The organism is Pontibacter kalidii (genome assembly GCF_026278245.1).
Lineage (GTDB): Bacteria > Bacteroidota > Bacteroidia > Cytophagales > Hymenobacteraceae > Pontibacter > Pontibacter kalidii.
The window spans coordinates 347,956-370,588 of sequence record NZ_CP111079.1 but is presented as its reverse complement, the minus strand read 5'-3'; the positions used below and the strand labels follow the sequence as shown (position 1 = coordinate 370,588).

20 protein-coding genes are annotated in these 22,633 nt (G+C 54.0%); 8 read left to right on the top strand and 12 right to left on the bottom strand.

All coding sequences use genetic code 11. From position 1 onward, the window contains the following. Positions 1-85: 85 nt before the first annotated feature. From OH144_RS01570 to murI, 7 genes are all read right to left on the bottom strand, one after another. Complete coding sequence (locus OH144_RS01570) at positions 86-688, bottom strand: NuoI/complex I 23 kDa subunit family protein (RefSeq protein ID WP_266204530.1); 603 nt, start codon at positions 686-688, stop codon at positions 86-88. Between the two features lie 32 nt (positions 689-720). Further along, positions 721-1,290 (bottom strand): NUDIX hydrolase, encoded by a 570-nt coding sequence (locus OH144_RS01565; protein ID WP_266204529.1) that lies wholly within the window; start codon positions 1,288-1,290, stop codon positions 721-723. A 123-nt stretch (positions 1,291-1,413) separates the two neighbouring features. After that, on the bottom strand, positions 1,414-2,517 hold the full coding sequence (locus OH144_RS01560; protein WP_266204528.1) for a complex I subunit 1/NuoH family protein: 1,104 nt from the start codon (positions 2,515-2,517) through the stop codon (positions 1,414-1,416). 204 nt (positions 2,518-2,721) lie between these two features. Then, entirely contained in the window at positions 2,722-3,480 is a 759-nt protein-coding gene (gene map, locus OH144_RS01555; protein ID WP_266204527.1) for a type I methionyl aminopeptidase, read from the bottom strand. A gap of 20 nt (positions 3,481-3,500) precedes the next feature. Next, positions 3,501-4,679, bottom strand: coding sequence for a glutathionylspermidine synthase family protein (locus OH144_RS01550; RefSeq protein ID WP_266204526.1), 1,179 nt, complete (start codon positions 4,677-4,679; stop codon positions 3,501-3,503). Positions 4,680-4,693: 14 nt separating this feature from the next. After that, positions 4,694-5,242 carry a hypothetical protein gene (locus OH144_RS01545; protein WP_266204525.1) on the bottom strand — a complete coding sequence of 183 codons (549 nt, stop codon included), beginning with the start codon at positions 5,240-5,242 and terminating at the stop codon, positions 4,694-4,696. Positions 5,243-5,939: 697 nt separating this feature from the next. Beyond that, entirely contained in the window at positions 5,940-6,755 is an 816-nt protein-coding gene (murI, locus tag OH144_RS01540; RefSeq protein WP_266204524.1) for a glutamate racemase, read from the bottom strand. 342 nt (positions 6,756-7,097) lie between these two features. Here murI and OH144_RS01535 point away from each other — a divergent pair, with 342 nt between their 5' ends. The 3 genes from OH144_RS01535 to OH144_RS01525 all read left to right on the top strand — a co-directional run bounded on the left by OH144_RS01535 (position 7,098) and on the right by OH144_RS01525 (position 10,086). Continuing rightward, positions 7,098-7,601, top strand: coding sequence for an RDD family protein (locus tag OH144_RS01535; protein WP_266204523.1), 504 nt, complete (start codon positions 7,098-7,100; stop codon positions 7,599-7,601). Between the two features lie 90 nt (positions 7,602-7,691). Further along, on the top strand, positions 7,692-8,081 hold the full coding sequence (locus OH144_RS01530; protein ID WP_266204522.1) for an SPW repeat protein: 390 nt from the start codon (positions 7,692-7,694) through the stop codon (positions 8,079-8,081). A gap of 115 nt (positions 8,082-8,196) precedes the next feature. Beyond that, positions 8,197-10,086, top strand: coding sequence for an ABC-F family ATP-binding cassette domain-containing protein (locus tag OH144_RS01525; RefSeq protein WP_266204521.1), 1,890 nt, complete (start codon positions 8,197-8,199; stop codon positions 10,084-10,086). A 41-nt stretch (positions 10,087-10,127) separates the two neighbouring features. Here the strand turns inward: OH144_RS01525 and OH144_RS01520 are convergent, their stop codons facing one another. Both OH144_RS01520 and OH144_RS01515 read right to left on the bottom strand, forming a co-directional pair. Further along, complete coding sequence (locus OH144_RS01520) at positions 10,128-11,234, bottom strand: hypothetical protein (RefSeq protein WP_266204520.1); 1,107 nt, start codon at positions 11,232-11,234, stop codon at positions 10,128-10,130. A 102-nt stretch (positions 11,235-11,336) separates the two neighbouring features. Next, on the bottom strand, positions 11,337-12,410 hold the full coding sequence (locus OH144_RS01515) for an alkaline phosphatase family protein (protein ID WP_266204519.1): 1,074 nt from the start codon (positions 12,408-12,410) through the stop codon (positions 11,337-11,339). 640 nt (positions 12,411-13,050) lie between these two features. On the opposite strand from OH144_RS01515, the gene OH144_RS01510 reads away from it, so the two are divergent. Both OH144_RS01510 and OH144_RS01505 read left to right on the top strand, forming a co-directional pair. After that, positions 13,051-13,194 carry a hypothetical protein gene (locus tag OH144_RS01510; RefSeq protein WP_266204518.1) on the top strand — a complete coding sequence of 48 codons (144 nt, stop codon included), beginning with the start codon at positions 13,051-13,053 and terminating at the stop codon, positions 13,192-13,194. A gap of 141 nt (positions 13,195-13,335) precedes the next feature. Then, positions 13,336-14,079: a phenylalanine 4-monooxygenase gene (locus OH144_RS01505; protein WP_266204517.1), complete on the top strand. Its 744-nt coding sequence runs from the start codon at positions 13,336-13,338 to the stop codon at positions 14,077-14,079. A 188-nt stretch (positions 14,080-14,267) separates the two neighbouring features. On the opposite strand, the gene OH144_RS01500 is transcribed toward OH144_RS01505, so the two are convergent. The 3 genes from OH144_RS01500 to OH144_RS01490 all read right to left on the bottom strand — a co-directional run bounded on the left by OH144_RS01500 (position 14,268) and on the right by OH144_RS01490 (position 17,071). After that, positions 14,268-14,975, bottom strand: coding sequence for a hypothetical protein (locus OH144_RS01500; protein ID WP_266204516.1), 708 nt, complete (start codon positions 14,973-14,975; stop codon positions 14,268-14,270). A gap of 123 nt (positions 14,976-15,098) precedes the next feature. Then, positions 15,099-16,238 (bottom strand): CaiB/BaiF CoA transferase family protein, encoded by a 1,140-nt coding sequence (locus OH144_RS01495; protein WP_266204515.1) that lies wholly within the window; start codon positions 16,236-16,238, stop codon positions 15,099-15,101. A 77-nt stretch (positions 16,239-16,315) separates the two neighbouring features. Beyond that, positions 16,316-17,071: a YebC/PmpR family DNA-binding transcriptional regulator gene (locus OH144_RS01490; RefSeq protein ID WP_266204514.1), complete on the bottom strand. Its 756-nt coding sequence runs from the start codon at positions 17,069-17,071 to the stop codon at positions 16,316-16,318. Positions 17,072-17,721: 650 nt separating this feature from the next. On the opposite strand from OH144_RS01490, the gene OH144_RS01485 reads away from it, so the two are divergent. From OH144_RS01485 to OH144_RS01475, 3 genes are all read left to right on the top strand, one after another. Beyond that, complete coding sequence (locus OH144_RS01485; RefSeq protein ID WP_323134770.1) at positions 17,722-19,167, top strand: DEAD/DEAH box helicase; 1,446 nt, start codon at positions 17,722-17,724, stop codon at positions 19,165-19,167. Between the two features lie 10 nt (positions 19,168-19,177). Beyond that, a complete protein-coding gene (pncA, locus tag OH144_RS01480; RefSeq protein WP_266204513.1) occupies positions 19,178-19,792 on the top strand; it encodes a bifunctional nicotinamidase/pyrazinamidase in 615 nt (204 codons plus the stop codon). A gap of 333 nt (positions 19,793-20,125) precedes the next feature. Beyond that, entirely contained in the window at positions 20,126-22,576 is a 2,451-nt protein-coding gene (locus OH144_RS01475) for a TonB-dependent receptor domain-containing protein (protein ID WP_266204512.1), read from the top strand. Positions 22,577-22,633: the final 57 nt, after the last annotated feature.

The window sequence follows — 22,633 nt, the reverse complement described above, 5'->3', positions numbered from 1 at the left end:
GGCCCTGCGAGGGTCTGTTGCAAAAGCTCTTGCTCCGTAGTTTACAAGACACTCGCGGGAGCTGCGCACGCCGCGAGGTCTACGCTTACCCCTGCTTCCGTGCCGCCAGCGCCGCCGCTTTGGCTGCGGCCATTTCCTCCTGCTGCCTGGCTAGCAGCTGCTTCTTCTCCTCAGCCTGCTCAGGCGTGATGTCGGTAAAGTGGTAAACCATGTTCTTGATGTCTACTTCCGAGAAGTCGTACACCGGCGTCATGGTGAGGCAGTCGGTGGGGCAAACCGTGGTGCAGAGGCCGCAGTAGCAGCACTTGGCCATGTCAATGTCGAACACCGGCGCAAACAGGCGCTTTTTCGTGCCATCGGAGGTCATACCGATATCTTCCGTAGCCTTCACCGACTCAATGGTGATGCAGTTTACGGGGCAAATTTTGGCGCAGAGGTCGCAGACAATGCAGTCGTCGATCTCGTTGTGCAAGCGGTAGCGACCGTTGTCGGGCACAGGGAGGGCCTCGTACGGGTACTTCAGCGTAGCCATGCCATCGGGCTGCTTAAAATAATTCTCGTCCGACACATACTCGGGGGTACGGCGGTTACGGGCATTCTTAAAGTGCTTCCAGGTCAGGCCTAGCCCACTCAGCAGCGACTTCACCACGTACCCAAAACCGGTTTTATTTCGAAGCGCTTCTTTCATCCTTTAAAGTTTAGACCTAGAGGGTAAGACACTTAGAGCGCATCCTCCTCCAGCTCATTTATTATACTTAGCAACTCACTCAGCATCATAGCAGTGGCGCCCCAGACGGTATGGCCGTCAACACCAAAATAAGGCGCAGAAATCTCCATATTGCCAGATACCACCATATTCGTGATGCCCCTGATGCTTTTATCGAGCAGCGTGGAGAGCGGTACTTCTATCAGTTGGTCTACCTCCCTCGGGTCAGTTAAAAATACTGGTTTGTGGTTTATATAACCAACCACCGGATGCACCATATGGTTGCTGGCAAACACAAACAGATCGCTCAGGTGGCCAATAACTGTAACATCTGCCGGGTTGATACCTATTTCTTCCTTCGCCTCTCTTAAGGCTGTTTCGTAGAAATCTGCGTCTGCTTTTTCTTTTCTGCCTCCGGGCAGCCCTATCTGGCCGCTATGTACGCCCACATAAACGGGCCTCAGGATAAGTGGCAGCTTTATTTTATCTTTATCCTGGTAAAACAGTATCAGTACGGCACTCTCCTTCGTCTGGCTGTCGGGCTTCGCTCTGAGTTTAAGGTTGCTCCGGGCTATACTAGCCATTTGGTTATGAGCTGCTTCACCAGGTAATGGCTCCTGCAATCTCTTTCTGAGTGCCTCAATAAATTTGTGCATTAATCTGTTACCAAATGTATCTGATTCCCCTCTCCACTCTTGCGTCTAAAATTATATCATCAACAAACGCCAGATACCTGCTATTAAAACTACAGCCAGTGCTACCGGCGTGAGCACTTTCCAGCACAGGTGCATGAGCTGGTCTACGCGCAGGCGCGGATAAGTCCAGCGGAGCTGCAGCTGTAAAAACAGCAGCACAAAAGTTTTGCTCAGCAGCCAGAAAACACCCCACAGTATGCCGGATAACTCGCCCGGTGTGCCGGAAGTCCAGTAAGCCAGCGCCACAGGGCCAATGTTCGGAAGCGGTGTGTTCCAGCTACCTAAAAACAGCACCACCGCCACCAGGCACACCAGCACCATCATACTATACTCAGCTAAAAACAGTACGGCGAACCGGAAGCCCGAGTACTCTACATGGAAACCCGCCACCAGTTCCGACTCCGCTTCCGGAATATCGAAGGGGGCGCGGTTGCTCTCAGCCAGTGAGGCGATGAAGTAGATCACAAAGGCCACCAGCAGTATGGGAGCCCGGAAAATGTTCCAGGTTGTGATTCCTCCAATGGTGGTGGTGTTGATGCCCAACGCCTCAATGCCAAACAGCCAGTTCATCTCATACTCCAGCCCCGGGAACTGGTTCATCAGCGCCCCTTGCTGGTAACTGATCTCCTGGAAATCCAACGACTGGCAAATCATCACCGCCGAAAGTATAGCCAGCCCGGCCGGAATCTCATATGACACAATCTGCGCCACCGAGCGCATCGCGCCCAGCATGGCATACTTGTTATTGGAGCCCCAACCAGCCATCAGCAGCCCTACCACATCCAGCGACACAATGGCCAGCAGGTAAAATACGCCGATGCCAATGCCCGCCGGCACCAGGTCCGGCGTGAAAGGGATTACGGCAAAGCCTGCAAAAACAGCAGCAAAGATGAGGATAGGTGCCAGCTTGAACAGCTTCTTATCAGCTGCGGCAGGCACGATGTCTTCCTTCTGCAACAGCTTTAGCACGTCGGCCACGGCCTGCAGCGAGCCCTGCGGCCCCGCCTCGGTAGGCCCCATGCGGTCCTGCATAAAAGCGGCCACCTTGCGCTCGGCATAGGCCAGCACAATCACCACTCCCAGCAAGGCTCCTAAGGTCAGCAGAAAAGCGAGCATAGCGTTTATCTTTATCCCCGCAAAGGTAGGGTTAAATTTGGAGAATTGAAGATGCAGGGTCTGGTTACTGAGCTTGACAGGAGGTCGTTGGTGATAGTGCAACCATACAACGCATTAGTAGCACAGGTAAACAATAATTATAGTAGATAGACTTTTCGGGTAGGTACGAGCTACAAGCTCGCACCAGCATTGGCAATGAAGGGTCTATATCCCATTCGCTTTGGTAAGGATGATTGGCTCCCCGTCGGTGATCAAGATCGTGTGTTCGTGCTGCGCCACAAAGCCGCCTCTTTCGGCCAGCAGCGTCCAGCCGTCTCCTTTTTCGTGGGTATAGCTGCCTTTGGTAGAGATGAAGGTCTCTACGGCTACTACCGTGTTCTTTCGGAAGCGCTGCGTATTGTACCTGTCGTAAAAGCAAGGGATCTCCTCAGGTGCCTCATGCAGGCTTCTCCCTACGCCGTGCCCCACCAGGTTCTTAATCACCTTAAAGCCGTTCTTTTTGGCTTCTGTCTCAATAATCCTTCCTATCTCCGAGATTCTTTTCCCGCCTTTAATTTCCTTCAGCGCTTTGTGCAGCGCGCTTATGGAAGTTGCCACTAGCTTGTTCAGGCCGTGCACATCCTTGCCAAGTATAAAAGAGCCGCCGTTGTCGGCATAAAAGCCATTCAGCTCCGCCGACACGTCAATGTTCACCAGATCCCCCTCTTTCAGCACCGTGTTCTCGGAAGGGATGCCGTGCGCGGCCTCGTTGTTTACGCTGATGCAAGTATAGCCGGGAAAGTCGTAGGTGATTTTTGGTGCGGACTTAGCCCCAAAGGATTGCAGCACCTCATAGCCATACGCATCCAGCTCTTTGGTTGTGATGCCTGGCCTGGCATACTCGCGCATTTTCTTTAGTGTAATGGCAACTGCCTCGCTTATCTGCTGCATACCAGCCAGATCTTCTTCTGATTCTATAGACATCCTATATGTTAACTTACAAACTACTCTACCAAATGCGGCACAAACTGCGACAGATTGGTGATGATACCCTTTTCCCTTCGAAACCCGATAGCGCAACCTTCGCCGGCCCAGAACACGCCAGCCTGGTACTGGTAACCTCTATTATCCTCGGGCAGATCTACCCAACGCTGGTACACCTGCTGCTGCTTGTCGTACTCGCCTGCTATTTTGGTTACCGGCACACGGTCCACTACTTCTATACTTTGCCCCTCGCGGCCGAAGTAGGGTTTGCGGATATACTTGCCGCTGATAGGTGAAAGATCGGTTTCGAGGAGGAGCGGGTGGTAAGGGTACGCTTTCCAGAGCCAGGCCAGCATGCCTTTGCTTTGGAACAATAGCGTATAAGCCGGGTTGGCGATAACCACGTTTCGGGTGGCCGCCAGTTGCGTGAGGGTGTCGCAGAGCTCTGGCTCGTCCCAGGCTATCTGCTCCCAGGGCAGCAGCTTAAACAGGAACGGAAACTGCCGCCACTGCTCTGCCTCCACCTGCGCCCAAACGCCTCGCTCAGCCCCCTCTGTAGACACACTCATCTCCTCTGCCGCGCAAAGGTGCGGGTCGAAACCAGCCTCGGCAGCAGCCTGGGCTATCACGGCGCAGTTGGCTTCGTCCTCGGCGCTGCCCCCCATGTAGGTGAGCAGCAGTGCGGGTGCCAGGTCGTCGTTGAGCATGCGCCAGGTCTTCAGTTGCTCCACCAGCGCCTCGTACAGTCCCGAGTACTGCTTGGCATCGTGTTTACCGGCAGCTGCCAGGCTCGCCCACTGCACCACGGCCGTTTCGGGTATGGAAGTAGCGGTATCGGCGTTGAACTCCAGCAGCTTTGGCCCCTCCGGCGTTTGCACCAGGTCAAAGCGGCCATACAGGTGCCAATGCCTGTCGTCGTTCCAGGACTGGCGCACCAACTCCCACAGGTTCTCCGGTATCCCCAGCACGCGCAGGAATTCGCCCGGCAAATCATCGGGAACGGCATTGGTCATCATCTCGTACAGCGTATCGGCAGCCTCCAGCAAGGCATCGGCCTCCTGCTCGGGCAGCACCACTGCCTCGCCGGGTACATAGTTGGCGCAGCCGTCTTCCACGCACCACTCCCAACCAAGGCCACGCACAGCCGTTTCCACGTCGCCGGAATGCGTCTCCACACGGATCGTCGTATTCTTCTGCATTAAAGTCTTATATATTAGGCTCCTGCCCCACCGCTACGGCCTCTAAAAAAGCCACTTCTGCCTGAGCGAGGCGCAGTGCTTTGCTGACGATACGTCTGCACGTTCTGGCGCCATGCGGTAGTATTGTTCATGATGTTCGGGTTGGCGTAATAACCTGCGCGCGGTCCCATGGTACGGCCAGCCATATAACCCAATGCGCTCCACCACAGCACATTGCCCATACCAAAGCCTCCCTGCTGGTATACCTGCTGGTTATCAGCCAGAGCCTTCATCTGGTTCTCCAGCTCCAGGCCCTGCAGCGTGTCCACGCGGCCGTCGTTATACTTTAGGATAGCCATACTTTTACCGGGTGCCGTGGTCCGCTCGTCGGTTATCTTCCACTGGTCCGGCGTCTCTTCTGTCAGCTCCGTAATGATGCCGTCCGGAACGACTACTTCCTCGCCGGTGTTCCACTCCTCGCTCTGGTTATTAGGCCCGCAGCTTGTCAGGCCCATGCAGGCAGCGGCCGCCACGATAAAAGCATTGCGCTTCAGGTCGCCTATGGTCAGGTATTTCTTCTTCATCAGGATTAGTCTTGATTAGCATAAAGATAACCTTTTTACGCGGAAGTGCCTTAAAATGGTCCGGTTTATACTTGTTCGCAGCAGTTAGGTGGTTACAGATTTCAATTTATTAGATATGAAAGCAGGTTCTTCGAGTTTTTGGTAGCGATACCGAATTTCACCTCACCCCAACCCTCTCCTAAGAACAGGAGAGAGAGCTCGGTTCATGTTGCATTGCAAGCAGCTATCAAAATGATACCCAGTCCTCGGGTTGAGCGCCTTGTAGATTTCCGGTGCCCTGAAAGGGCAGCGCTATGGCGCAGGAGGGAACACAGCGCGATACCCGAGGACGAGGCCTCCCGGCCTGGAGGGAGCCAAAGCAGGAAATGAAACGATGGGTTTATAAGACTGAGGATGAACGGCAGCTAGCAAGGGTCGCTTGTGTCCAGTTGCAGAAAGCAGGGGCTATGAAAGTATAGCCAAAGTATAAAGTATAAGCAAAGTATAACCAGGATCTCGGAAATAAAAGGCACGGGCTACAAGCCCGCGCCAGCGAAAGTATAAACCGGCAAGTATAGCTCAAGTATAAGTATGGCTTTCCGAGCCAGACGAGTCACCGATATAACCTCATCCCCACGACATAGGACTGAAGTCCTGCAAGGAAGGAGAGATTTACATGCTCTCTAACTCCCAAACTCTTTAACTCTCTAACTCCATATCATTCCCACAGCGGGTAGTGCTCCAGGTGTACTTTGCGCTTAAAGAAGATGCGGGTGCTTTCCTCGAAAGAACGGGTGAAGTCGGAGACGTAAAAGGTATGGTCGCCGGAGCGTTTTTCGGCGGCGAGGTGATGCTGATCCAGGTAATCCTTTACCTGCTGCGCCACGATCTGGCTGGCATCCAGCACGTCCACCCCGCCTTTATAATAATTCTCTATCTGTTTTTTGATGAGCGGGTAATGGGTGCAGCCAAGTATAAGCGCCTCGATGTTCTGCAGGTGCGGGTCCGAGAGATAGGCATGGATCACGCTCTCGGAGATGGAATCATTAAAGAAACCCTCCTCTATCATGGCCGCCAGCAGCGGCGTGGCCAGCGACCTCAGCTCAATGCTGCGATCCAGCTCGTCCACCTTCTTGCGGTACACGTTGGAGTTCACGGTTTGCTTGGTGCCGATCAGGCCGATGGTTTTGTCGGGGTAGCTCTGGCCGATGTGCCTCACGATCGGGTCTATGACGTTGAGCACTTTGGCTTTGCTGCCCACATACTCCTTCACCAGCTCATAAGCCGCCGCCGAGGCCGAATTGCAGGCGATGAGTATCACCTTGCATTGCTGCCGTATCAGCAGGTCGCAAATCTTTACCGCGTAGGCCTGTATCGCCGCCGTAGACTTGTCGCCGTAGGGCAGGTGGGCGGTGTCGCCGAAGTACACGAGGCGCTCGTTTGGCAGCACATTTATAATTGCCTGAGCCACAGTAAGTCCACCTATCCCACTGTCAAAAATGCCTATCGGCCTGTCTCTCTTTTCCTGGTTCATGAAGAGCGAATTTAGCTAAAACAAGGAGAACGCAGCTGTTCACCCTTGTAAAATATACATTCACTGTATTTTGTAACCTTTTCGAATTTATAACTCCTAAACAAAGTTATATTTGCAGAAAATTAATTCACATAACCACACATCCTTAATAAAAAATATTCAAACTATTTGCTGTTTTACAATAAAAATGTATTTTTAACAGCAATACCCTACTACGCCACACTTAGCTAACGATGCAGGTAGCTAACCTTGCCAAAGGTGCTCCTCCAGATAAAGGGAGGGAAGAAAGATTTAAGAGGCTCATAACAGGCCGTACAGAAACTATATATCCTACTACTGCTCATGCAAAGCACTTATACGCTCTCCCCCGCACCCACGGTAAAACGTTCTGCTTTATACGGCACGCTTTCTGCCCGATTCGTTTCCTTTCTGGTAGACACCACCCTGTTGGTTTTTCTCTACACGTTTATTATTTACGGGATGGGCGGCAACCTGGAGCATGTTTACACCTGGGATAAGATCTATAGCGGCGGCATTAAGCTGGACGAACTGCTGGTGATTGCGAAGCTGGTTTTCCTCAACCCATACTTCCCGCTCCTCCATTGGGCTTACTATACGGTGCTGGAATCGTCGCAGAAACAGGCCACCATCGGCAAGTTTACCATTGGCCTGCGCGTGACCGACCTGCGCGGCAGGCCCGTCACGTTTGCACAGGCTAACCTGCGCTACTTCTCCAAACTGCTCTCCCTTGTTCCGCTGGGCCTTGGTTTTGTGCTGATGGTGAACTCGCGAAGGCACCAGATGCTGCACGATTACATAGCGCGTGCGTTGGTCGTAAACGAGTAGCCATTCACTCAAAAAATTGCACTATTTTTCATACTAATCTAATCGGGCTCGTATAACAACCTGTAAACTATTTACGAAAGGAGGTTTGATATGAGATTTATCCCAACCCGATTCCACGGGATATTAGATTATGTGGTGGGGTTGTTATTTATAGCAGCTCCATGGTTATTCAATTTTTCAGATGTTAGCGCCGCCACCTGGGTAATGGTGGCCGCCGGTATCCTGATCCTGCTCCAGACGATCTTCACAGACTTTGAGGTAGGGCTGATCCACAAGATTCCGATGCAGACGCACCTGATGGTCGACTTTGGCCTGGGCGTAATTCTGGCCCTGTCGCCGTGGATGTTTAACTTTGCAGACCGTGTATACATGCCGCACCTAATTGGTGGTGTGTTCGCGATTCTGGCTTCGCTTACAACCCACCGCAGGCCAAGCGAGGCTTACAGCAGGCGCCACGCCACACAGGATACCATACACTAAAAATAACTTTAACCGCAGCAAAAAGGCTGGCCCCACAAGGCCGGCCTTTTTTATACTTGCCTGTTTTGTAGAGCCGGCATTATCTTTTGTGTCGGCACATCACTAACTTTGTAGTATGAACTACCTATCTGCTGAGAATGTATCCAAGAGCTTCGGCGACCGCTGGCTTTTTAAGAACCTGAACTTTGGCATCAGCCAGGGGCAGCGCGTGGTGCTGGTGGGCGTAAACGGCTCCGGTAAAACCACCTTGCTCAACATCCTGGCCGGCAAACTGCCTCCTGACGAAGGTAGCGTGAGCGTGCGCAAAGAGGTAAGCATCGGCTACCTGGGCCAAAACCCGGAGTTCGACGAGGAACTGACCGTGCAGCAGACCATTTTCTCGATGCAGAACGAGACCCTGGAGCTGATAAAGGATTACGAGGCTGCCATTGCCAATCCCAACACCGCCGCAGCTAAAATGCAGCAGCTCATGGAGCGCATGGACGAGTTGCAGGCCTGGGATTTTGAGGTGAAGGTAAAGCAGATCCTCTCCAAGTTGGGCATCAACAACCTGGATGTGCCGATCAAGAGCCTCTCCGGGGGCCAGCGCAAGCGGGTGGCCATGGCCCGTGTGCTGATAGAGGAACCGACCATGCTCATACTCGACGAGCCCACCAACCACCTGGACCTGGACACGATCGAATGGTTGGAGGGAATGTTGAGCACGCAGAACACCACCCTGCTGATGGTAACCCACGACCGCTATTTCCTGGACAAGGTAGCCAACGAGATAGCCGAACTTGATAACGGCGAGATTTATACTTACAAAGGAAATTACAGCTATTTCCTGGAGAAGAAGGCCGAGCGGGAGCTGTCTGCCGCCGCCGAGACGGAGAAAGCCCGCAACCTGATGCGCAAGGAACTGGACTGGATCCGTCGCCAGCCCAAAGCCCGGGGCACCAAGGCCAAGTATAGAGTAGATGCTTTTGAGGAACTGAAGGAGAAAGCCGCCAAGAAAACAGCCGGCCCGCAGCTGGAGCTGTCGGTGAAAACCACGCGCCAGGGTGGTAAGATCATCGAAGTGGATCATATCTCTAAATCGTTCGGGCAGAAGAAGATCGTGGACGACTTTAGCTACGTCTTTAAGAAAAAGGACCGCATCGGCATTGTTGGACCGAACGGAGCCGGCAAGTCCACGTTCCTGAACATGTTGACGGGCAAATTGCAGCCGGATGCGGGGCTGATTGACGCCGGCCAGACCACGGTGTTTGGCTACTATACTCAGGATGAGCTAGTGTATAAGGAGGACCAGCGCGTGATCGACATCGTGAAGGAGATTGCCGAGGTTGTGGAGATGGCCAACGGCGAGGTGATCACGGCGAGCCAGTTTTTGCAGCACTTTCAGTTCGCCCCGCCGCAGCAGTATACGTTTGTAAGCAAGCTGAGCGGTGGCGAGAAGCGCCGTCTGCAGCTGCTGCGCGTGCTCATCAAAAACCCGAACTTCCTTATCCTCGACGAGCCTACCAACGATTTGGACATCATCACGCTCAACATCCTGGAGGATTTCCTGCTGAACTTCGGTGGCTGCCTGCTCATCGTGAGCCACGACCGCTACTTTATGGACCGGCTGGTGGAGCACCTGTTCGTGTTTGAGGGTGAAGGGCAGATCCGCAACTTCCCGGGCAACTACACCGACTACCGCGAGTGGCAGAAAGAGCAGGAGAAGCAGGACAAGCTACAGCAGGAAGAAGCCAAAGCTGTTGCACCGGCACCGGTTGCGGAGAAAAAACCGGAGCCACCTAACGGCAAGCGCAAGGCCACCTATAACGAGAAAAAGGAGTACGAGCGCCTGGAGCAGGAAATAGAGCAGCTGGAGAACCGCAAGGCTGAGTTGATAGAGACCATGAACGCCGGCACCACCACCGACCATGAACAGTTAGGGGCCTGGGCAAAGGAATTAGAAAGTATACACGAGCAGCTGGAAGAAAAGGAGTTCCGATGGCTGGAGCTGGCCGAACTGATGTAAGTATAAAGTATAAAATCCCCTTCTGCGCTCAGGAGGGGATTTTACTTTTCCAGCCCCTTCACCACCACACTGGACCGTAGGTTCTGCTGCCCCTGCCGCACAAAGGCATTATGAAAATCCCTGGGGTCGTTGAGGGCTTCGTAAAATTGGTCAAGGTATTTGGTGGTTTGCCGGATGTAGCCCCTGTCCAGCAGCGTAAAGCTTTGGTATACTTTGTAGATGGCGGGCTTGCGCTGGTTAAAAACTTTCCGCACCTGCACGTATACTTCATCGGGGTAGGTATACCCCCGGAACAGCCGCTGCCTGACTGAAGTGATGCCTAACTCGGGCGGCGGCGAGGCATAGGGTGTCGCCACAATGCCGGCATAATCAAAATCAAATGGCACGGGTAGGGGCGCAGCAAGCGAGTCTACCAGCAGCAGGTCGATGTTGTGGCGGTAGGGCACCGACCAATCGGTGTTGCCGATCATGAACTGAAAGAACGCCAGTTTGGCCATGGGCATTTCCGCTGTCCTGTCCATGCGCACGAATGCCTCCTCGGGCATAACGGTGGCGTTGTTGCGGGCGGCCATCACGTCATCATCCTCAATCAAAAACGCATACCCTGTCTGGGTTTTGCGCCTCCCCTTCAGGTCTTCGTACTGTACCCGGCACAGCCGCACGCGGTAACTGGCATCGGTCAGGGTGTTGTATACTTTATATACCAGGTACTCGCGCAGCACATATTCGTCGTTGATGCAGTGCGTAACCATTTTCAGCTTGTTCACCTTACCGAAAATGGTTTTCTCCACGGTTTTGCGGGAGAAGTTGAGCTGCAGCGGCGGGAAATCACACACGGAGGGGTCGCGGCGGCGGTTGCCCCGCACCCGCACCTTCAGCTTCTCCTCCACCTCCACACCACTGGCATCCTTATAAACAAGCACCGCCCCATGCGACTCCCGCTCATCGCCCCTATCCTTCAGGACCGTCTTCATATCCATCCGGAGGGTAAAGTGCAGCACCTCGTTACTCAGGAAAAGTGGGTTTTGAAGCTCCCTGGCCTCTGTATCCGCGAAAGAAAGTACAGTAGTGTCAGGCTGCGCCCGGAGCTGCAGTGGCAAACTGAGCAGCAGCAGAGAAAGAACGAAGTAGGAGAGCCACGTTTTCATACCTGTGGACGGCTAATTATAGTATACTTCCTGCGTTTGTAAGCGCAAGAGGCACTTACTTCTCTACATGCACCCGAATGGGGCAGCTTCGCAGGGATGGCTCTACCTGAACAACTCTTCCATCACCCTGCCCTTCAGCATAGTGGTGTCCATTTTTATCTCTAAGCGGATGGAGTCCCTCTTTTGCGCCACCAGCGTCGTGTCCATGGCGAGCTCCACGAAGGTGGTATCCACCCGTGGCACCACCACCACCGAGTCCATCTCTAGGTTGAGCAAGCGTGCCACCGTGGGGGCAATATCGATGAGGGTATGCCTTGTTTCTACCATTCCCCTCCTGAAATCCGGCCCCAGGGCCAGCAGGTAGATCTGCTCGCAGCCGGGGCAGTTGTCGCCATGTTCCATATAGCCGCCGTCTACCTCGTCCAGGTGGCGGCCATGGTCGGAGGTGATAAACAGGGTGGTCTTCCCCCGGAAAGTCTCGTCCTTGTTCAGAAAGTCCCAAAGCTCCTTTACATACCGGTCGTCCCTGGAGATACCCCTTAAATAATTTTCCCAGTTGCCGGCATGGGCGAAGCCGTCGGGCTCCATGAAGTTGATGAGCATCAGGTTGGGCTTGTAGTTCATCAGAATCCGCTTTGCCTCTACTAGCGTCAGTGAATCCATGCGGTAGCCGGTGCCGGGGCCGCTCTTGCCCGCATTTACCGATGGCTGAAATGCATTCTCCCAGCCGGGCCTGCTGGTATTGGCAAGTATGTGCAGCTTGTCTTTGCTCGAGACGATCCAGGCTGCTGTGGCCGGTTTGCCCGTCTGCTTCAGGAAATACTGGAAAATGGAAGGGTTAGCCGGAAGCTCGTCGCCGTAATTATCAATCGGCTGGTTCACGCCAGTAGTGATAGCCGCGTGCCCGGAGTTGGTGTAGGTATAAGCATCGTTGAAGAAGTTCGGTAGGAAAACGCCCATCGGCATCAGGACGGTGGACATGTTTGGGATAATCCCCGGCACGGTTCCCCAGGTTTCAGACCAGCGTGTGCCGTCTATCACGACAATCACCACATATTTCGTTTTAAGCGGTTTGGTGGCAGAAGGCGGTGCAGCACAGGCAGCCAGCAGCCAGAACAGCAGCAGCACCGCCTTCCTGCCGGCGCACCTATACTTTCCTATAGCTGTTTCTGCCATACTCCCGCCCTCCATACTTCTAATTTTGTATACGATTTGTATAAATGTTCAGATAAAGGAGAAACGTAAGATCCAACTTCCCTTGCAAAGTATAAACCCTTCCCACCCACCAAACATAAGAGAAGTTTTGCCGCACCGTATCCAACCACCCCTACCCCTCCTTGTCCAAGGAGGGGAGCTCCGTTCAAGCTCTATCAGCGATGGCAATCAAATCTGATCCCAGTCTTTCCGTTGAGCGCCTATGCGAGTTTTTCCGGTGCAGAGCGAGAGCGAGGCAGCCCGAGGCACGAGGGCAGGAAAAGCTCCCAGCGCGATGCCCTTATCGAGGGCCCCTACCCCCAGAGCCCGCTCGGGCTTGAGAGCTCCAAAGCCAGAAATGAAACGAGCAGGTTGTAAAGCCGTGAATGAACGGCAGCTAGAAAGAATAGCTTGGTCCGTGTTGCAGTGAGCCTTGGCTAAGAGAGGCGCTACGAAGTATAAGCTGGCAAGTATAAAGTATAGCACAAGTATAAATTTACAGCCAACGCAAGTATAACCAAAACGCATACCCCACCAGAAAAAACAAGTCAGCTACAAAAACCTACCCCCGCCATTTGCGTTTAACCCAGAAGTTCGCATTCTTGCAACTGTAACAGAACACATGCATCAACCCGCAGCCATAGCGACCACACTTCCTTTGCCAACATCCCTTGGCATGGCGCTGCTGCGTACTGCCTATTCTTATTGCCTGAGCGTTTATAGCTATTACAGCTATTATTATCGCTATTACAGCACCCGCAGCTAAGGCAATCACCAACACCTAATATTTTAGACTCGAGGAGCAACGCCACCAAGGCCCTCCCAGCGGTGAACCTGCCAAAGCAGCGGGCCTAAGCCCCTGCTTTTTTTCGTTTGTACCCAATTCAAAAAACCAAACCATAACAACATGAACCTGACTCAGAACTACAGCACCTACACCGAAGAGAACCATAACGTTTGGGCCATCCTGTTCCAGCGCCAGATCGAGAACCTGCCCGGTAAAGCCATCCCCGAGTTTTTTGAGGGCCTGAAGCTGGTGAATTTCCAGCCGGACCGCATCCCGAACTTTGCGGAGGTAAACGAGCGCCTGAAGCCCCTGACCGGCTTTGAGGTGGTGGCCGCTCCCGGCATTGTGGACGATGCACTGTTCTTCGGCCTGATCGCGGAAAAGAAGTTCCCGGCCACCGTGTGGATCAGGAGTATGGGCCAGCTCGAGTACCTGGAGGAGCCGGATATGTTCCATGACGTGTTCGGCCACGTGCCGCTGCTCACTATTCCGGTGTACTGCGAGTTTCTGGCAAAACTATCGGCCATGGCGCTGCAGCACGTAGACCGCCCCGATATTGTGGACCGCCTGACGCGCATCTACTGGTACACCATCGAGTTTGGCCTGTTCCGAAAGCCTGGCGCGGAGGCGCGCATTTACGGTGCAGGCATACTTTCGTCGGTTGGCGAGAGCAGGCTGTCGGTATCGGAGCAGAGCGTGAAACACGACTTTGACGTGCAGCACATCCTGGACAGAGCCTACATCAAGGAGACGTTCCAGAGCCAGTACTTCTGTATCGAGAGCTTTGAGCAGCTGCTGGAAAGCCTGCCCGAACTGGAGGAAGCTATCCTTAAACTGCGCGAGGAGCCCGTGGAGGCCGAATAGGGTGTGGGCCCGAATTGGTGACAGTCACGCCTCCCCCTCCAACAAGTATAACTCTGCACTCCAGAGGGCTTAGGGGGGGGCTGCAATCACCACCCTCATCAAAAAAAAGAGTTTTAGTTTAAAGATTGACGAGAAAAGGCCCGGGTGTTGCCCGGGCCTTTTTATGTAAGTATAAAGTATGAAGGAGGTTAATGCGTAAGCTCCGGGCTTATCTGGAAGCCGAGTTTGCGGGGCTTGGTCAGGTGCATGTTCTCCAGCTTTTGCTTCAGGGTAATACGCTCGATGTCGCTCACGTCCTGGCCCATCAGGTCGTTGTTCACGGCGGCAATCATGGCGCTCTCCACGATGATGCGCAGCACCCGGTTGGTGAGCACGTTCTCGGCGATATTGGTGATCTTCTCCTGCGGCAGGTCCAGCTGCTTCACGCCTTCAATACAGTAGTGGTTCTCGATGTTGATAAGCATGCGGCCGATGAGGTACCCCGGGTCGTCGAGGCGGTTATACTTGATGGTGTCTGCCATGAAGTTGTAGGCCATGATGTGCCCGAAAAAGCGCCTCCTGAAGTCCTCGTCCACGTAGTCGTTGCGCATGATCTCGTAATCGTCCGGGAAGGTGATGATATTGGTGTGCATCACGAAAACCAGCAGGTCACCGGAGAACTTTATCTGGAACTCATGTTCGCCGATGTTGCGGTACTCTATCACCACATCCGCATCCTGGCGCGTGACCCGGTCGGTCAGTTCCGCCACCAGGTCCTGCGAGATACTTTTCAACCGCTCAAAGGCCTGCTTGGTATTGCGGTAAATCTCCTGCTTGGTTTTGGACTTGTGGTGCAGGCCGCTGATGATATCATCTAATCGACTGGTCTCTATCTTTTTCTCTTCTTTCTCTTCCATAGTTTGTATGCCTTTGGGTGTGTCAGAATTAGTTTTTACCCCTCTTTTGGCCACTTTGTTTAGTTTCTGCGGATTTGCGCAAGTATAAACAAGACCGTAAACAGCGTAAGCAGGCGAATTTTGTCAGCAGCGCAGGCCACTAGCGCCCTCAGCTCCACCATTAGTATACGTTGGCGGCGGGCTTAGCTCCAGTTCCTGCTGCCCCTGCAGCCGGAAAGCCACCTGCCGCAACCCCGGTTTGCTGTTGGGGTGGTGCAGCAACAGCTGCTGCGCCTGTGGCAGCTCAAAAACTTCCGGTATGGTATGCACGGCGCCGGCCGGCACGTGCCGGGTGTGCAGCTGCCGCAGCAGGCTTTCCCGCTCCTGCTGCGCTATGAGCTGGCGCAGCCGCCCGTTTACCTCCTGTCGGTGCTGTACGCGCGCATAGTTGGTTTTATACTTCGGATCATCGGCCATACCTTCGGCGCCAAGTATAGCGCACAGCCTCCTGAACTGCCGGTCGTCGCCGATGGCCAGCACGAGCTGTTTGCCGCACCTGCACGTATAAACCGAACCGTAAGGCACAATATTAGGATGCTCAGAACCCATGCGCTGCGGCTCCTGCCCCGCCACCAGGTAGTTGGTGGCCTGGTTGGCCAGCGCCGACACGGCCGCCTGTAACAGCGACACCTCCACCAGCTGCCCCTGCCCCGTGCGCTCCCGCTGCAGCAGCGCTACCAGCAGCCCTTCCTTCAGTTGGTGCGCCGTCAGGATGTCCATAAGGGCCACCGGCATCTTCACCGGCGGGCCATCCGGCTCGCCGTTCAGGTACATAAAGCCACTCTCGGCCTGCACCACCGCATCGTAGCCTGCCCGTGCATCCTCGGGCCCGTAGCCGGTGATGTGGCCATACACCAAACGCGGATTCATACGTTGCAGGGTTTCGTAATCTACCTGCAGCCGCTCGGCGTCACCGGGCTTGTAGCTGGCAATCACCACGTCGGCCTGCCTTACCAAGGTATACAGCTGCTGCAGTTGCTGCGGCTCCGTTAAGTTCAGGGCCAGGGAGGTTTTGCCCCAGTTGGCGGCGCAGAAATAGGCGGGGGTATCGGTTTGGGCAGGTTCGGAGCCCAGCTTCCAGCTGCGGGTGACGTCACCGTGGGTGGCGGCGTTCTCCACCTTCAGCACGCGTGCGCCCAGCTCGGCAAAAAACTGCCCTACGCTTGGCCCGGCCAGCACGCTTGCCAGCTCCAGCACCAGTAGGTCTTTAAAGATCGGTTGCATTGATTTATACTTTGCGTCATCGCCAAACAAAAAGCCGCAAACCTGAGTCTGCGGCCAGTTTATACTTTGCCATACCTCTACTCCAGCGCTGCCAGCACTTCCTCGCTCAGCTCCAGGTTGTGGTATACTTTCTGCACATCGTCGTCGTCCTCCAGCGCGTCGATCAGCTTCAGCACTTTCCGCACCGCCCCCGGGTCCTCCACCTTCACCGTGGTCTGCGGCAGGCGCTGCAACTCGGCGTTCTCCAGGTCAAGGTTAAGCTCCTCTACCTTTCGCTGCATGGCCCCGAAATCCTCCATGGCGCTGTAAATGGTAATGTAGCCCTCCTCAAACTCCACTTCCTCGGCGCCCCCGTCGGCCAGCTCCAGCAGCAGCTCGTCCTCGTCTATACTTTGCCCGGGGTCTAACCTTGCCACAAACACGCCCTTGCGGTCGAAGAGGTAGTCCACGGAGCCGCTGGTGCCCAGGCTACCGCCGCTTTTGTTGAACATGGTGCGCAGGTTCTGCACGGTGCGGTTAATGTTATCGGTGAGACACTCCACCAGCACCGCCACGCCGCCGGGGCCATAGCCTTCGTAGCTTACCTCGCTGTAATCGCCGGCATCGCTCCCCTCTCCTTTCTTCACGGCGCGCTCGATGTTGTCCTTAGGCATGTTGGCAGCTTTGCTCGTTTGGATAACCAGGCGCAGGCGCGCGTTGCCATCCGGGTCGGGGCCGCCCTCTTTCACGGCCACCGTGATCTCCTTTATCAGTTTGGTAAAAATCTTTGAACGTTTGGCGTCAAGGGCCCCTTTCTTTCGCTTTATCTGCGACCACTTATTATGTCCTGCCATAAACTATAATCCTATACTTGTTTTGATATACTCCTCTAAACCGTGTCCCCTCTAAGCAAAATAAGCAAATTTTAACCGGAAAGACATAAAAAGAGCGGCCCTGCTTTCGCGGGGCCGCTCCTGTAAATGTGTATGGTAACATCTAAAGATGCCGCTGCTAAACCAGCAGCATAAAGATGGCATTTACAATATTAAGGCCTACCAGTAGGAAGAAGTTAGGAGACTCTTGTATAACTTTTTTCATGACTTTGTTGGAGTTAATATATATTTTTTGTGATGTTATGATTTGAGTTGTTTTGAAGATGTTTACGCCTCTTCAGCGGCATTGTTTCAGATAATTATAATTTTACTAACAAAGATTAACATATATGGATATTATAATATGCGCTCCCGGCCTGTAAATAAATATTCAAAACAACCTCCTCTCGATTAAAATTGGACTAAACCAATTTTACCACCACATCCACTCTGCCACTCTGTCCTATTTTTTACAAACATAATACATTCTTTTTTATACTCCCAACATTATCCAAAAAAATATTTGAAAAAATGCATATATTTTTAGTCGGCATATTTGTAGTATATTTACAGAGAAAAGCGGCTGATGGAAAAAGATGGCCGCCATGTACTAAACCAAAATATTAAACACATTGGACTTCCATTCTTTTAACCTACACGAGGATGTGCTGACGGGCATCAACTCTATGGGCTACAACAACCCAACCCCCGTACAGCAGCAGGCTATCCCGCTGATCCTTGAGCAGAAAGACCTTATTGCCTGCGCTCAGACCGGCACCGGAAAAACGGCGGCCTACCTGCTGCCGCTTATCGACCGCATTTCGAACGAAGGCTATGAACACACCAGCACACTTATACTGGTACCTACCCGCGAGCTTGCCAAGCAAATAGACGAGCAGGTAGAAGGCTTTGGCTACTTCGCCTCCGTTAGCTCCATTGCCATTTACGGCGGCAACAAAGGCGATGACTGGGAGCAGCAGAAACGCGCCCTGACCACCGGCGCCGACATTATCATAGCCACCCCGGGGCGCCTGCTCTCGCACATGGCCATGGGCTACGTAAGGCTCGACCAGCTCAATCACCTGGTGCTGGACGAAGCCGACAAGATGCTGGACATGGGCTTTATGGACGATTTGATCAAGATCATCAGCCAGCTACCCAAGCAGCGCCAGACACTTCTCTTCTCGGCCACTATGCCGCGCAAGATCCGTGAGCTGGCCCAGCAGATCCTGCAGCAGCCTGCCGAGGTGAACCTGGCCATCTCCAAGCCGGCCGAGGGAATAGACCAGCGCCTCTACCTGACCTACGACAACCAGAAACTGCCATTGCTGGAGCACCTGCTGCGCGAGTTGGATGTGCAGAGTATGATCATCTTCACGTCCCGAAAATCCAACGTGACCCCAATCGTGCGCTCGCTCAAGAAGATGAACTTCACGGTAGAGGGCATCTCCTCGGACATGACGCAGGATGAGCGCGAGAAGGCACTGCAGGGCTTCAAAAACAAGCAATACCAGATCGTGGTGGCCACCGACATCCTCTCCAGGGGCATCGACATCGACAGCCTGAGCCACGTGGTGAACTTTGATATGCCGCAGGACGCCGAAGACTATGTGCACCGCGTGGGCCGCACGGCGCGGGCCGCCTCCACGGGTATGGCCATTACGTTCGTGAACGAGAAGGACATGTACCGGGTACAGAAGGTGGAGCGACTGATTGAGCGTGAGCTGCCAAAGCTGCCGCTTCCGGAGGACTTCGGTCCTGGGCCCGCCTTTGACCCAACACGCCGGGACGGCGGCAGCCCACGGCACCGTAGCGGCAACAAGCCTGGCTCGGGCAGCAAAGCAGACAGACACCGCAGCAAGCACCACAGAGGGCCAAAGTCCGGGGCACCACGCCCGGAAGGCGCCCAGCCAAAGGGGGAGGGCAGCGACAGGCCCGTAAAGCTAGCGGGACAGCCTGGTGGCGAGAACCAGGGCAAAAGCAGGAACCGCAACAGGAATCGCAACCGTAACAGGAACAAGGATGGTAACCAGGGTGGCAGCCCGGCCAACAGCGCCGCTACCACGCCACAAGCATAAATCAGGCATAATGCGCGCTTTACTGCTGATAGACATACAGAACGATTTTCTACCCGGAGGTGCACTGGCCGTGCCCGAAGGGGATGCCATTCTCCCGGTCGTGAACAGGCTGCAGAGCCAGTTCGATGTTATAGTGGCCACCCAGGACTGGCACCCGCCGCAGCACAAGAGCTTTGCCTCGCAGCACGAAGACAAAAACGTGTTTGAGGTAACGGACCTGAACGGGCTGGAGCAGGTGCTGTGGCCCGACCACTGCGTGCAGGGCACGCTAGGGGCTGAGTTCTCGGCAGAGCTGGAGCAAAACCGCATCGAGGCTATCTTCCGCAAGGGTACCGACCCGGAGGTGGATAGCTACAGCGGCTTTTTTGACAATGGCCACCGGAAAAATACCGCTCTTGCCGGCTACCTGCGGGCCAAAGGAGTGACAGAAGTATACCTGGCCGGCCTCGCCGCCGACTTCTGCGTGTACTTTTCGGCCAAGGATGCGCTGGCAGAGGGCTTTAAAGTATACTACCTGGAAGATGCCGTCAGGGCCATCAGTGCGGAGGGTTTTGAGAAAGCCAAGACAGACTTGGCGGAACGGGGCGTTCAGCTCGTACCTAGCCATACCCTGCTACTGCAATAAAGTATAAGTATACATTCTATGGAAAAGCCGCCCCGACAAGAGGTGGCTTTTTTTTACGCCCTCCGCACCAGATGCGCAGTGGTTGGCAAACAGACCATACTCCAGCAATTCCTGTACTTACAGCTGCTGTTATATAATTAATCCATTAAATATTTTATAAACCATATGCTATATCTAAGAGATTTTGCGTTATCTTTCCAGACACAAAACTTTTAGGGCAGGGATAGGCTGAACAGCCTCAGGAATTTAGGGGAAAGTGTGTACCTGAAAGTATAAGTATAGGCCAGCTTATACTTTGTGAATCGCAATACGCACACTCTAACCTAAGTATACATGAAACAAACCTTACTACTGGCCCTGTGCCTCTTCATCTGCTTCACTTCCCTAGGGCAAAGTACCGGCATCATCAAAGGAATAGTGGTGGACTCCGCTACCCAGGCCCCGCTCAGTTATGTTACCGTGGTCATAAGCCCTCCGGACAAGGATGAAGCTTTGAAAACATCCTTCACGCAGGCTGACGGCAGCTTTGAAGTAACCGGCTTGCCGCTCGCCCCCTACAAACTCATACTTACCTATGTGGGCTACAAACCATTCTCGGTGCAGGTGCCGGCGCTGGAGGCAGGCAAGCCTGCTGACCTGGGCAAACTAAGTATAGCCAGCTCGGCCAAGCAGCTGCAGGAGGTAGAGGTAACCGCCGAGAAGCTGCTCATCACCCAGGACATCGATAAAATAAGCTACAACGTGGAGTTCGACCCGGAGAGCAAGACCACCACGGCCCTGGAGATGCTCCGCAAGGTACCCATGCTCAGCCTCGACTCCGAAGACAACATACAGCTCAACGGCAGCAGCAGTTTTAAAGTGCTGGTAAACGGCAGGAACTCCACGCTCTTTGCCCGCAGCCCCAAAGATGTGTTCCGTAGCATGCCGGCCAACACCATCAAGCGCATCGAGGTGATTACCGACCCGCCCGCCAAGTATGACGCCGAGGGTATTGGCGGCATCATCAACGTGATAACGCACGACAAGCCGCAGAACGGCTACAACGGCAGCGTGTACCTCTCGCAGGCTACCCCCGACAGCCGCTTTGGCTCCGCCAATATCCGGGCGAAAATAGGCAAACTGGGCATTTCGGCCTACGGCGGCAGCAACAAGTTTACCAGTCCCGACTCCTATTCTTCTTTTGAGCGACGCGACAACACCTCCGGCACCACCTTGCAGCAGCAGGGCCAGGGCAATAACGAAAGCCAGTATAACTACATCAACAGCGAGCTGAGCTACGAAATAGATACGCTGAACCTGCTCACGGCTAAGTTCGATTTGAACAAGAGCGAGTACGAGTCGGCTTACCTGCAGACGGTGGAGGAGTTTAGCAGGGGACAGAATCGTACCCAGGCCTTTGACCGCAACACCTATGGCCTTGGCTCCTGGGGCAGCTACGAGGTGGGGCTGGACTACCAGCATACCTTCAAGCGCAACAAGGAACAGCTACTCACCCTCTCTTACAAGATTGGCGACAACTCCAACAACAGCGACACGGACCTGGAATTTGTGCCTACCCTGAACTATACAGGCCCCGTTGGCACGCGCACGCAAAACGACGGCAAATCCATAGAGCAGACGGCCCAGGTAGATTACGTGCACCCCATTAAGAAGCATACGCTAGAGGTGGGCGCCAAAACCATCCTCCGCGACAACGGCAGCGACTACTTCTACCGTAACTATAACCCCGAAACAGGTACGTATGTTGATGTGCCGAGCCTGACGAACGAGTTTGACTACAGCCAGGATATTTACGCCGCTTATACTTCGGCCAGCCTGCGCTATAAGAAATGGGGCGTACGGGCAGGCACGCGCCTGGAGCAGACGGTGGTGGATGCCAACTTCAAGTCATCGGGCTCAGTGGCCGACCAGGACTACCTGAACCTGATCCCGAGCGTGACGCTGACGCGCACCCTGAAGGACATGGCCTCCCTAAAGCTTTCTTATACCCAGCGCATCGAGCGGCCCAGCCTGTGGTACCTGAACCCCTACGTGAACAGGCAAAATGAGAAAGCCATCTCCTTTGGTAATCCGAAGCTGAAGGCTGCCACCAGCCACGTCTTTAGCCTGGGCCACAGTATGTTTAAAAATGGAAAGTCGCTGAACAGCACCTTGACCCATACGTTTACCAACAACGCCATCCAAAGCTACACCACCTTTAACCCCGCAGACTCTGTGAGCAGCACGACCTTTGATAACATTGGCAGGAACAACACGACCACCCTCTCCATCAACAGCAACGCCACGTTCTTCAAGAAACTCAGTGTGAACCTGAATGGCTCCGTGTCTTACAGCCAACTTAGCGGAAACATAGCCGGCGTGGACCTGGAAAATAGCGGCATCAGCGGGAACATCTATAGTTATGCCAACTACAGGTTCGAGAAAAACTGGCGGGCCGGGGTAAACCTGGGCTACTATGCCCCACGCGTGATGCTGCAGGGCGAGTCGGCCGGGCAGTTCTGGAACGGCTTCTCGCTTAGCAAAAGCTTCCTCAAAGACGAGAAAGCCAGCATCAGTCTGTCGGTGCAAAACCCCTTCGGCAAATACTTTACCGGCTACAGCGACCTGAGCGGCCTGAACTTCGAGCAGCGCAGCGAGTACCGCTACCTGCGCCGCCGGGCCAGCATCGGCTTTAACTACAGGTTCGGTAAGCTGAAAGAGGACATCAAACGCACCAAGCGCGGCATTAAGAACGACGACCTGAAAAGCGGCGGCGGAGACAATGGCGGCGGAGGCGGTAATTAATAGCTGAAAGTATAAAGTATGGCCCGGCTGCTCATAGAGGTGGCCGGGCCATACTTT

Coding starts and splice junctions, on each gene's coding strand:
- OH144_RS01500 (WP_266204516.1), bottom strand. CDS start 14,975: ATGGAAGAGAAAGAAGAGAAAAAGATAGAGACCAGTCGATTAGATGAT.
- OH144_RS01515 (WP_266204519.1), bottom strand. CDS start 12,410: ATGGCAGAAACAGCTATAGGAAAGTATAGGTGCGCCGGCAGGAAGGCG.
- OH144_RS01495 (WP_266204515.1), bottom strand. CDS start 16,238: ATGCAACCGATCTTTAAAGACCTACTGGTGCTGGAGCTGGCAAGCGTG.
- map (WP_266204527.1), bottom strand. CDS start 3,480: ATGTCTATAGAATCAGAAGAAGATCTGGCTGGTATGCAGCAGATAAGC.
- OH144_RS01490 (WP_266204514.1), bottom strand. CDS start 17,071: ATGGCAGGACATAATAAGTGGTCGCAGATAAAGCGAAAGAAAGGGGCC.
- OH144_RS01510 (WP_266204518.1), top strand. CDS start 13,051: ATGCATCAACCCGCAGCCATAGCGACCACACTTCCTTTGCCAACATCC.
- OH144_RS01550 (WP_266204526.1), bottom strand. CDS start 4,679: ATGCAGAAGAATACGACGATCCGTGTGGAGACGCATTCCGGCGACGTG.
- OH144_RS01505 (WP_266204517.1), top strand. CDS start 13,336: ATGAACCTGACTCAGAACTACAGCACCTACACCGAAGAGAACCATAAC.
- OH144_RS01565 (WP_266204529.1), bottom strand. CDS start 1,290: ATGGCTAGTATAGCCCGGAGCAACCTTAAACTCAGAGCGAAGCCCGAC.
- pncA (WP_266204513.1), top strand. CDS start 19,178: ATGCGCGCTTTACTGCTGATAGACATACAGAACGATTTTCTACCCGGA.
- OH144_RS01475 (WP_266204512.1), top strand. CDS start 20,126: ATGAAACAAACCTTACTACTGGCCCTGTGCCTCTTCATCTGCTTCACT.
- OH144_RS01530 (WP_266204522.1), top strand. CDS start 7,692: ATGAGATTTATCCCAACCCGATTCCACGGGATATTAGATTATGTGGTG.
- OH144_RS01560 (WP_266204528.1), bottom strand. CDS start 2,517: ATGCTCGCTTTTCTGCTGACCTTAGGAGCCTTGCTGGGAGTGGTGATT.
- OH144_RS01525 (WP_266204521.1), top strand. CDS start 8,197: ATGAACTACCTATCTGCTGAGAATGTATCCAAGAGCTTCGGCGACCGC.
- murI (WP_266204524.1), bottom strand. CDS start 6,755: ATGAACCAGGAAAAGAGAGACAGGCCGATAGGCATTTTTGACAGTGGG.
- OH144_RS01520 (WP_266204520.1), bottom strand. CDS start 11,234: ATGAAAACGTGGCTCTCCTACTTCGTTCTTTCTCTGCTGCTGCTCAGT.
- OH144_RS01570 (WP_266204530.1), bottom strand. CDS start 688: ATGAAAGAAGCGCTTCGAAATAAAACCGGTTTTGGGTACGTGGTGAAG.
- OH144_RS01545 (WP_266204525.1), bottom strand. CDS start 5,242: ATGAAGAAGAAATACCTGACCATAGGCGACCTGAAGCGCAATGCTTTT.
- OH144_RS01535 (WP_266204523.1), top strand. CDS start 7,098: ATGCAAAGCACTTATACGCTCTCCCCCGCACCCACGGTAAAACGTTCT.